Genomic DNA, 10,948 nt, shown 5'->3' on the forward strand with positions numbered 1-10,948 from the left:
GCCTCCTGCTCCTTCAGCATCCCGATAATCTGCTCTTCCGTGAACCGTGAGGGGCGCATCGTCCGTCTCCGTGAGTGACGGACTCTACTCAAATCTGGAGGAAGATCAGGGGCTCAGGTCACAACCTGGCGCCGCAGCCGCGCATCAATCCCGACTATCCGGCGCTGATCGTGCGACCGGTGTGGAAGGCGAGCGCGAACTCGTGCTCGCCTTCTAGGGCATACCAGCGCTTCAGGCCGCGCGGATCGAAGCCGCTAGGAAGCACGACTATGGTCCGTTGTCGCTAAACGCTAACGGATAATAATTACCATCGTTGCGTTTGATCAGCGTGATGGTATCACGCGAATGGTCAAGCGTGATGTCGGCCTTTACACGAATGTTCCCAGTGTTCTTGACCGTAAGCGCATAGGTGTTAGTCGCCAGCGTCAGAACTACAATCTGCCAGTCCGCCGCGCCAGCGATAGTCACAAGATCGGTGGCAGCCGACAGGCTCACCAACGCTCCGATCACGTCACCCCGGTGCGGTTGGAGCGTAAGAACGCTGGTCACCGGGGCGATGGTCGGGAAACGAGAGCCCCACGAATTGTCGAACGCGGCAACCACCAGCGTGCTGGTGTCGAGCTTGGTGCTCGGAACTGAGCCCATTTCGATGCTCCCTGACACCTCCAAGCTGCCATCCGTCGCCCAATTGGTCGCTGCCGCACCCGATCGGCTGAGGAACAGGTGCGAGGTGGCGATGTCCTTCAGCAGGGCACGCCGCACGCGTATCTCGCTCACCGTGGCAACCGTGGACCCTAACATATAGAGCGCAACGCTACCGCCGTCGAAGTAGCAATCGTCGACCCGCCAATTCGAGCCGTCAGACTTGTCGCGATATTGACTGGCGACGCATGGAGGCCGACCGCTCGCCGGGGTCGCAGAAGACGTACAGACGAAGGCAGTACGATCAAATTCGACATTGCTCTGATGACGTCCATAATGCGCAAAAGGTGTCACAGCTTCGATCCGACTATTGCGGATGACTAGGCGATCTGTAGATTGATGCGCAATGAATGAGCTGTCGGTTGCGGTGCTCTTGAGCACAACGTTATCGAGGATCACTTCGCCTTGCGTGGGATCCTCTCCATAAAGTGACGGATCGTCGTAGTCGTTGATGCCGATCGATCCCCCATCGCGCGTCTCAAAATAGCAAGCCGTGAGCCGTACGTTCTTGCCTCGGATCTGCATGCCACGGATGTTGCGCCCAACATGACCGGTTAGTGACCAATTGAACGCGAGATGGCCGCCGGGCTGTGTCTGCGTGTCATCTGATTCTCCGCCCGTCATGCTAATATTTCGACTTATGACACCTTCACCACTTGCATAATCATAGGCAAAACGAACGAATCCGGCCGCACCGAGATCCACGGCTCGTCGGCAATGACGTCCGGACGGATTGTCGATACTTGCATTGAGGCAACCATTCACCATGCGGCCGTAACAGTAGGCGCTAATGGGGCCCGCGTTCGTCGGGTCCGCCATGCGGCGGCCAATGGTAATCGGCGTATCCAGCACGACGTTCGCGCAAATCATGTAATCGACGGTAGAAGATGCCCAGTTTTCGCAGAGCAACTTCTCCTCATACACCGTCTCGAAATACATGGCGTCGATGAATGTCGTACCATCGTCGCCCGCCACGGAGCTGTGACCTGGGCCGATAGCATGGCCACCTAAGATGCGCAGAACACCGCCCATGCCAAAGCGGCGGATATTTGTCGAATTAGCTGTGTAGTCGAACGACAGCGCATCGCCGATGCCGATCACGTTTCCGCCCGCATTCGGGTTGCGGATTTGTACTAACTCACCATTATACTGTAGCGCGTAGCCGCCAGCTTCGGAGATGCCGTTGTAGTAATCGATGGTCGACGTGACGGCGATGAAATCGCCAGCCGACAGACCCGTAGTGGTGGCCGCCGTGACAGTTGCGTCATTACGTGCCGCATTTGCAGCTAGCGTAGTCTTCCATCCAGTATAGCCTGGCCCCTGCACCGTGACCCACGGGCGCACGACCTTGTACGGGGCCTCCGTGAAATCCATGTAATTTCCGCCAAAATCGAGAGTAACATCAACCCCCTCTGCTACCCACAATACATTCCATGGGTAGAGGAACTTGTATCTCCCGTTCATTCGCACATGCACGTGCCCCGACAGGTTCAGGCCAAGCGAGTAGATGCGCCGCAGCAGGCGGATGAAGGCCATGTCATCAGTCGACTCGCCGGCGAGTCGACCGCCAAACATCTCAATGGTGAACATCCCATCGGATGGCACAGGGACGTAGGCGCTAGCGAATATGGTCTGCTGACCCTCATCAGTAATTTCCTTAAATGACAGATATTCCAAGGTGCAGGTCACACCAGCAGCATTATTCAGCCGGATGTAACTGTCGGATGGTCGGGTCGTAACCTTGATCTCAAACGCCCCGTTAGCTGTAATGCGCCCAACCTCACGAGTGTATCGATTGTGAAGGGTGTTAACCATCGTGACGACGGTTTCACCGGTCACGCCCGACGCGGAGCCGCGCAATGTCCAGGTCATGTAAGGCGTCAGGCCGGACAACGCGGGTGTACGCACCTCACCCGCCGCTACTCCGGCCCCGGAAATGGAGCCCGCCGACCAAGTCCAGTTTGTGAGCGTCCATCCGGTCGGGCTAGTGTCGAAGCTACCAGCGACCAGCTTCTCCTCACCTTCGGTTGGCATGTCGCCAGAAGCGAGGGCGTAGAGTGTCGCACCGCCATCGCTCGGCACCTCACAACCCAACACGTGCACATAGTCAGGTAGCGGGCTCGGGGCGGAGGCGGCTTGAGCCTCAATCAAGGTCGGGAAAGACACGGTTGTCATGGTCAATCCGTTGTTAGCAGGACGTCAGAAAAACCGCACTCATCCACTCACGTAGCGAGATCGGAGCAGGTGTTATTGATATCAGACGGACTCGCAGGTCACCACGCATCTGCGCGGCTCCGGCTAGGTCGCGGTGTATCTTCCTACCATCGGCATGTCTTCCCGTCACCAATCTCGGCACGAGCGCCAAGGACGGCCTCGCACATAGCCCCAAGAAGCCTCTTGTCGTGCCGCTTCCACTACCGCTGCCATAATGCCCGGCGATCAGAAGCGCCCGCACAGCCTCGCGCATATCACCACCGCAGGCGGCTATGGCTTCGTCGACGTCAGCGTCGGAAATGGCAATAAGCTCGGGCTCGGCGACCCTTGGCTCGCTCGTCATGGTCGGCTCCACCGGTTGATGGCGAGATTGATTCCATGAGAACAAAAATAGAACACACCCGATCCCGTTGGGGTACTATAAGCCCCACTCGGTGCTCAATCGGAGGAGCGAAGCAGATGGCGAGCGTGACCTATTTCGTGGTGCTGCCGTTCGTGCGGGATGAAGAGGGCTATCTCGTGCCGCAAGAGGCGATCGAGGTGCAGAGCGCGGCCACGACCAAGTCGAAGGCAACATCCTTGGCCGGCAGCAAGGCTGGTGCGGTGGCTTTCTCGCGAACGGGCGATCGGAGCCAGGGCGAGTTCGAGCCGGCCGTCGTGATCGCGCGCCATGGCGAGACGCCAGACGATCTTGAGTAGTCGCGGCGGCCGGAGCTAAATTTATGACGTGTCTTTGGGGGCGGTATCGAAGCGCAACGGCTCGAACAAACCACCCGCCCCATTTGCGCCCTCGACCTCGCCGCCGCCTGTGTGCCGCAGGACGAGATCCCGGCGCTGGTCGATACGCTCTAGCCTGTCATCGCCAACAGAGACGCGCCACTGCGTGACGGTGATCGGCCAGTGGCCGTTCACCGTCGAGGAAATCGTGAAGCTCTCGCAGGAGTATCAGGCCATTATCGGCGCTCGCAGAGACTATGCGGAGCCATGGCTGCCGCTTCGCTCCGCTGGTACGACCGATCGCCAAAATTCGTAGTGGCGGCGGCATCACGTTAGAATGCCCGACTCTCATGGTCCGAATTTAAACGCCTTCGTGAACCGAAGGGCGAAGCCCGGCATCAATCATGCAAATAGGAGGGATCGTAAACGATATTCTGCACGGAGAGGCAGGCGATGTCGATACCATTCCACCCGCGGCCTTCCCGCCAGAAGCGCCAAAGAATTATGCGCGCGGTGCTCGACGCGGGAGGGAAACGGTTAGAATCCGGCCCAATTCGGCGGTTGATCGACGTGGTATTTAAATGCCCACAATGTGGGTTCAGCGCCGTGAAGGCGGGCACTCTGAATACCACCGAGATCGCCCGTGGCATTCCGTGCCCAAAATGCAATCGGAACTGAAATCGCCGTCGGATTTGTACTTGACCTTGCAGAGGATGGGCTTGTCGCCCGATCTCGCATGGAGATCACCTCCGGGTTGTCCTGGCCAGCGATGCGGGCCTCCGCTCAGAGGTCGCAGCCCCAAGCGAGAAACGGGCAAGCCCAAGGCCTCCGCTTCCATTCCGATGGCCACTGGCAGAGATGACCCGAGGAGCGTCCTCTGCGTGATCGAAAGGAATACAAATCTGTCGACAGGCCGCATCTGATTGGCATGCCCGATGCACTGCACGAGCTCAAGCTTGAACCTCATTTGCCGCGGGGAGTGCATGTACATGCATATTTCTGCTGAAAAATAGCTCCGTCAGCAAAGATGCCGCGCCTATTTCTGGATATAATTCGCGCGCTTCCCGGCTGGGACCCAACCAGGATATTTGATGTCGGCGCAAATAGCGGCCAGAGCGCAAGTTCTTATGCGATAGCATTTCCCGAGGCTCTCATCCACTCCTTTGAGCCGGTCCCGGAGACTTATGGCGGCTCACCAGAGCGATGAAAAAATTCGACAATGTTACTACACATCGACTAGCTCTCGGCGCGTCGGCCGGCGAGACTTATATGCGTGTTTCTGGCACGTCGACGGACAATTCCATCGTGCGAACAGAGATGCACCTGCAGAATGAACATAATCCATCTCTGTCTGAAGTGCGGATCAAAATCCGTACCGGGGCACAGATTGTCCGAACCCTGAAAATTCCGAAAATCTCCTTCTTAAAAATCGATGCGGAGGGGTTTGACTACGATGTAGTAGTCGGCTTCGGGCCATATTTGAAAATGTTGACTTCATTCAGATTGAAACTTGAATGAATTAATACAATAAATTTCACGTCCTATACAGGTAAATCGAAGATCTCATGCGAGAAAATGATTTCTTCATTTTTTGCTTTTATGATCGGCCCTCGAATTCAAGGGCGGCGGCAACCCTGTTTTGAGGCGGTCCAATCCGGTTTTCATCAATTTCCACCTTGTAAGAGTCGAAAAATACCCGAATTAACTCCTACTACAGGTCCACCATAGGTGAGGGGCGCCGGCAGATCGCTCTCTTGATGAGAGCCATCAGTTTATATCCCGAAAACTATAGATATTTTGATAAAATTGCGAATTATTTTCTGGTTTAAAATCAGATATGCCAGACTTAACTCCGTCGACCTACAAATGTTCAAAGATAAGAGACCTTGTCAAAACCTTCGAGAAGCGGGAGAAACCTACGAGAGGCGCGGTTCCTTGTGCTATTTGACGACCTTGCAGTAGTCCGGCGGGGATAAGATTATCTTTTCAGATAGCTTCGAACGCAGCGAACGGGAAGGCACAAATGGGCGATGAGGCAGGCTCAAAATCGGGATACGTGCGCCAGCCTTGCTCGCAATGCAAGGGAATGAGGTCGCTAGATATCGAGAAAGTCTGCTCGACCTGTAACGGATCGGGGAAGAATTACGCTTACTGGAACGGCTATCTGTATGAAGACTGCTCAGTATGTTGGGGGCGTGGACGATGGACGGAACGGAAGGATTGTCTCAGATGTTGGGGATCCGGATCCGAGCCTTGACGTGCACGCTCTTTCAGATGCCCTAGACCTCTAGCACAGCGAGGAAGCTTCGAGGGAGGCCCTCTTCGCTGCCGCGTTCCGACACCTTGCTCGCCCGCCCTCCGTGAGGAGAGCGGGCAGGACAAGGGCGGTCATGAACGGGCGACAGAAGCCCGGTGGTGCCGGGAGCCCCGGCGGCATCCGCGCCGTGGCGCAGATCTCAGATGCCTTCACGAACGAGGCGATCGAGGAAGTGAGCTGCCGCCTGCGCCTGCGTCACCGCCTCAGCCACATCACATGCGGCCAGGACCGCGCGGGCCAGCCGTCGCAGCTCAGCGGGATCGCCATGGACGGTGTTGTGGCCGCGGTCGACCTGCAGCCTCCCTATCGGCAGATCGAGCACGGCAAGATCAGTGCCGGCGACCCGAAGCGTCTGAGCTTCCGGCCGGCTACTGCCTGAGGACATGGACCTTGATCCCCGCCCAAATCACCACGAGCACACCACCCGTTACGATCGCAAGAACCGTGTAGCCGATCTTGCCGGCAGCTCCGTCGATGGCCCGGCGGAGGCGGCGGAGGCGGCGGAGGAACCGAAGATCCTCCCGCGCCTTCCGGCGATCTTCTGCATCCTCAGTGTACAGGCCAACATCTTCGAGGCCACGCCGAACGGCCTTCTCTATCTCCTCTCGCAGTCCGTCGCGGGAGATGGATACGACGACGGACTCCGACGGCTCGTTCCGCATCGGCTACGCCCCGACCGGCTTCTTCGCCACCCACCTGCCGTGGAGCACGGTGCTGGCGCCGACGATGGCAGTCAGCTGCGAGGTGAGGCTGTCGACGGACGGCGGCGAGCCGTCGGCGAAGTTGAGCCCAAGCGAGTAGAGCCCGCCGACCAGGACGAGCAGCGCGCCTAGCGTCACCCGCGACTGGTACCACGGCTCGTTGTTCGTCTGGTTGATGACGACGGCCGCCGTCTCCTTGGCCACCTCTTTCGCGATCACCGCGGCGTCGGCGCCGCCGAGCCCGGAGGCGGAGTTGGCGATGGCCTGATGCGTCGCCACAGTGATGGCGGAGGTCAACTGGGCAAGCACGGCCGCGGCGGCCTTCTCGGTCGCGGTCATGGTCAAATCCTCGTCAGGGGGGAGGTCAGGCGGCGAAGCTGATCGGCCGGGCATCGGCTGACCGGGCCTTGGGGAGCGAGACGCTGTAGGACGTGACGAACTGGTCCGCCTAAGCGGTGCGGTGGGACAGGATATCGGCGGGCTTGCGCCACATGAGGATGGCGGCACGGATCCGGGCGGGTGTGTCGCCGGCGTTGATGCGCTTGACGAAGGTGGCTCCCGCGAAGCCGGTTGGCCCGATGTTGTAGCAAAGCGACCCCGGCGCATCGAACTGGTGGTCTGCCAACCCTACCTTGATGGCGTCGCGCACCGCGCCCTCGTACTTGACGATGTCGCGGGCGAAGATGGCGTCGGCTTCTGCCGCGGTGATCGTCAGGGCGGCATAGGGGACCGGCGCGCCGGCGCCAGAGGTGTGGCCGATGCCGATGGTCCAGACACCGACGCTGTCCTTGTATGCCGTGAGCTTGCGTCCTTCACGAGCGATCAACGCCGCCAGGCCGATGGCGCTCATGCTCTGGCGCGCCGGAGCCGGCGACGGTGTAGTGGCATTCAGGGCCGCCAGCGCTGCGGCGAGCGCCTCCTGCCTCTTCGGGCCGGCGATGCCATCGGGATAGAGGCCCGCCGCACGCTGGAAGGCGACAACTGCGGCCTCCGTCTTCTTACTCCACTGCCCGTCGATGGGCCCCGGCGCATAGCCGAGCGCCGTCAGCTGCGTCTGCAGCTCACGTGTGTTCATGTTCGCGCTCCAGATATTGGAAAATGCTTGGCGGCGCTCGCCGTCCGCCGTTAACCTATGAGGGCTGATGCCTAAGCAATCCCATGCCCTCGGGCAGCAGCTGGCCGGGCGCGCCGTAACAAGCGCGTCCGGCTTCACATTTGAAGGACCGCCTATAGCCCCTTCCCACTGGCCGGTGCTCGGGGCGGCGGGCCTAGGCCGGGCGTCTACTGTCCCCGGAAGACGCCCGGCCGCCCACGGGGTGGGGCGCGCCGGCAAAGTCGCTCTCCACCCCGTGGCAGAAATAAAAATGCCGCCCAGCGGGCGGCGGACGGGCGGCCATGCGAGAGAGACCTTTAGGTGACGTCGTAACGATCCATCAGGTAGCCTTCCAACTGGGCGAGATAGGCCGCGTTCGCCGTCTTGGTGAGATCGCGGTTGATGATGCCGGAGAGGCCGTAGCGCACCGCAAAGGTCGACGAGCCGTTGAGGAGGCTGCCCATCTGGTCGATCGCTCCCGGACGGTTGATCGCTCCTCCAGCGGCACTGTTGCCCCGCTGAACGCCGTCCTGGCGCAGCGTGAGGCCGCGTTCCGCCGAATAGCTCATCAACACCAGGTGCGGTGTGTCGATCGTCACTTCTACGCCGGTCATCGCGGTCGTGGTACTGCCGCCCGAGAACTGACGCACGACCAGCAGATGGGTGGTCGACTGGATGGCGAGAGAGAATGAGCGCTGGCCCACCGTCGCAGAGGTCAGGGGATCCCAGATGTAAGGCGCGGTAGCAGCGGTGCGCAGGAGCGTCGCAAACACCGTGAAATCGCCGACATTGACGTTGGCGTCGACGTAGTCTTCCGAGTTGATCCAAAGGCCCCCATTGGCGCCGGGCGCGAAGGCCGGCTGGCCGTTCGGGAAGGTTAGGCCGGGGCTCGGCAGGGCACTCACCGGATTGCGCAGCGGAGCCCTCTTGTGCATGGCGGCGCGGTTGAGCAGTCCATCCGACGTTGCATATTCCGGCTGCACCATCACCAGCCAGTCGGGAATGCTGGCGAGTGCTAACCCTTCCGGGCTCTGCGACACGCGAGGGCCGGTCCAGTTGGGCAGCTCGGGTGGTAAGGTGAACAGGGTTTTCATGGACCATCCTCAGGTGACGTTGATTACGGCAGGGATCAGCCAGTTAGGGGAAGGCGAGCCGTCATAGCTGCTGACCTCGGGAGCGCTGTCGCGGACATTGCCGCGCGGGACGGTGGCGGCGGTGCGCCCGCCCGAATGGCCGCTCCAGGCGTAGCGCACGGCAAGCCCGGCTCCCGTCGGGGCCGAGGCCAGGGTCAGCACGACCTTGCCAATGCCGGTCGCCGATCCGTCATCCGCGATGGTGGCGCTGGAGATGGTGTAGGTACCGGCACTGTCCTGCACCACGAAGCCCTTCACGTCCCGCTCGGGGACCAAGGTCGTGTCAAACGCCATGGGCGCGACCGGCACGTCGATCTCCACCGTGATGTCGAGTCCGGAGCGGCTCGCCGTCATCATGTCGAGCACGTGGCTCTTGGCGCTCGCCGTCCAACACACCTGCTGGTAGGCACGCGCGATATCCTCGCCGACCTCGTGATAGCCGGGGCCGGTAAAGTGGATGTAGTCGGTGTGGTAGCGCGCCAGGCGCGGGTAGTCGGCACCCGAGAGGTGGAACAGCGGGTTCTCGCGGTGCAATTCGCGCATGGCCGTCACGGCCCGCTTGTTGCTGTCCGTGTTGCCGTAGCTGGACGGCATCTGCATGATGAACGGGATGGCCGCCGCCTGATCGGTGACGGCACGCAGACGCCTGTCGTAAGCCGCCTGCCAGGTGACGAGGTCGGCCTTGTAGGTGAGGCTGCTGGCGTCCGCCTCGCCATGCTTGAGGATGATGGCGTCCACCACCACCGACCAGTCCTGGGCCGCCGCCAGTTCCTTGGCCCTGGTCACGGCGGTGATGACGTTCTCGAAGCAGGGCGTGCCTTCCGCCATGGCGGCATAGGCGGTGTCACCCTGTCCCGAGCAGATGTAGAGCGTCCTGACCAGGTGAGCCGGGATCGCCGTCTCCACCTCGTCGGCGAGCGTGAACGCCATGCTCTCCAGCAGCGTCTGGACATATTGCGTGCTGGTCGCCGACGGCTTGGGCGTCAGCGGCTCGAACCCAATGATCTCGGATCCCGAGATGGCCGTCACGGCCGTGGGCGAGCGGCCGAGACGCACGTCGGTATAGCCCGACAGGGTCAGCATCAGCGCGCCATCACGGGTCTGGCCGGTAAGCGTCGGGTTGACGTCACTGTGGCTGCCAATAGCGAGCGACTGGCCAATCAGCACGACGATGTGGAGGACCCGCCGCTCGGCGGGGAATAGCCAGGGCAGGTCCGGCACGACCTTGTAGGCCGTGGCCGGTCCGATCGAGGGCATGTTGATGATGGCCGTGACGTAGTCGTCAGAGACGGCGTAGGTGGCTAGCACGGACTTGCTGCCCATCTCGTGCAGCAGATAGTCGGCTTGCCCGATGGCGCGGAGCTGTGTGCCAGATACATAGGGCTTCAGGTAGGCGTCTGTGTTGGCGGCAGCCGGCTCCGCTTGGGCGCCGCCATATTCCTGCAGCAAGGCCTTGTCCGACGAAATGAGCACCGCCGGTGCGTCATCCAGCGACGACGCGAAGTCATACGTGGTGACGATGGAGACGCCGAGCATGTTGCCGGAGAGATCCCATTGCAGCATCCGGGCGCCGTCGGCACTGACGAGCTGCGTGACGCTCTCGACCATCGCGGTCGCAAAGTCCTTCTCCGTAGAGACCACGACCGGGCCGAGCATGGTGTTGACGTCGGCCGGCGTCATGATGCCGGCAGCTTCGCCGGAAGCGATCTGCTCGGAGGTGGCGCGCGGCGCGGTGAGCGTCACGGGACTGCCGAGCGTCCCGCCGCCCGACAACAGGCCGGCAGCCGATACCGTGAGGGACTTGTCGGCCTTCAGGGCGAGATCAGCCCCGCCGGAAATGCCATCGGTGACATCGTCGATGCGGCCGATGACGGCGAGGTCGGTCTCCTGCCCGCTGCCATAGACCCGGATATCTGTTCCACCGGACCGAGGACCGGCTCGACGGATCACCGACGCTTATCATCATCGATGAAGGCTGGCTTGCGCTGGACGATGAGGGCTTCGCCGGCCAATTGCGGGAATGGCTGAAGACGCTGCGCAAAAAGAATGCCTCGGTCATCTTCGCCACGCA

General features: G+C 60.9%; 9 protein-coding genes. 3 read left to right on the forward strand and 6 right to left on the reverse strand.

Annotation, left to right across the window (positions count from 1 at the left end):
• Positions 1 to 267: 267 nt before the first annotated feature.
• Positions 268 to 2,877: a hypothetical protein gene (locus KHC28_RS24010; protein WP_214010922.1), complete on the reverse strand. Its 2,610-nt coding sequence runs from the start codon at positions 2,875 to 2,877 to the stop codon at positions 268 to 270.
• 498 nt (positions 2,878 to 3,375) lie between these two features.
• On the opposite strand from KHC28_RS24010, the gene KHC28_RS24015 reads away from it, so the two are divergent.
• The 3 genes from KHC28_RS24015 (at position 3,376) to KHC28_RS24025 (ending at position 6,329) form a co-directional block, all read left to right on the forward strand.
• Positions 3,376 to 3,615, forward strand: a complete 240-nt coding sequence (locus KHC28_RS24015; RefSeq protein WP_214010923.1) for a hypothetical protein — start codon at positions 3,376 to 3,378, stop codon at positions 3,613 to 3,615.
• Positions 3,616 to 4,836: 1,221 nt separating this feature from the next.
• Positions 4,837 to 5,151 carry an FkbM family methyltransferase gene (locus tag KHC28_RS24020; protein WP_214010924.1) on the forward strand — a complete coding sequence of 105 codons (315 nt, stop codon included), beginning with the start codon at positions 4,837 to 4,839 and terminating at the stop codon, positions 5,149 to 5,151.
• Between the two features lie 872 nt (positions 5,152 to 6,023).
• Positions 6,024 to 6,329 (forward strand): hypothetical protein, encoded by a 306-nt coding sequence (locus KHC28_RS24025; protein WP_214010925.1) that lies wholly within the window; start codon positions 6,024 to 6,026, stop codon positions 6,327 to 6,329.
• Here the strand turns inward: KHC28_RS24025 and KHC28_RS24030 are convergent.
• The 5 genes from KHC28_RS24030 to KHC28_RS24050 form a co-directional block, all read right to left on the reverse strand.
• The gene (locus KHC28_RS24030; RefSeq protein ID WP_214010926.1) at positions 6,319 to 6,612 is read right to left on the reverse strand and encodes a hypothetical protein; all 294 of its coding nucleotides are present in this window, start codon (positions 6,610 to 6,612) and stop codon (positions 6,319 to 6,321) included. The two genes, KHC28_RS24025 and KHC28_RS24030, sit on opposite strands and share 11 nt — an antisense overlap.
• Positions 6,613 to 6,615: 3 nt before the next feature.
• Positions 6,616 to 6,990 (reverse strand): hypothetical protein, encoded by a 375-nt coding sequence (locus KHC28_RS24035; RefSeq protein WP_214010927.1) that lies wholly within the window; start codon positions 6,988 to 6,990, stop codon positions 6,616 to 6,618.
• Between the two features lie 109 nt (positions 6,991 to 7,099).
• Positions 7,100 to 7,726, reverse strand: a complete 627-nt coding sequence (locus KHC28_RS24040; RefSeq protein ID WP_214010928.1) for a glycoside hydrolase family protein — start codon at positions 7,724 to 7,726, stop codon at positions 7,100 to 7,102.
• Positions 7,727 to 8,061: 335 nt separating this feature from the next.
• Positions 8,062 to 8,838, reverse strand: coding sequence for a hypothetical protein (locus KHC28_RS24045; protein WP_214010929.1), 777 nt, complete (start codon positions 8,836 to 8,838; stop codon positions 8,062 to 8,064).
• Positions 8,839 to 8,847: 9 nt separating this feature from the next.
• Positions 8,848 to 10,827: a hypothetical protein gene (locus tag KHC28_RS24050; RefSeq protein WP_214010930.1), complete on the reverse strand. Its 1,980-nt coding sequence runs from the start codon at positions 10,825 to 10,827 to the stop codon at positions 8,848 to 8,850.
• Between the last annotated feature and the right edge of the window lie 121 nt (positions 10,828 to 10,948).

It is taken from the genome of Ancylobacter sonchi, assembly GCF_018390695.1.
GTDB classification, from domain to species: Bacteria; Pseudomonadota; Alphaproteobacteria; order Rhizobiales; family Xanthobacteraceae; genus Ancylobacter; species Ancylobacter sonchi.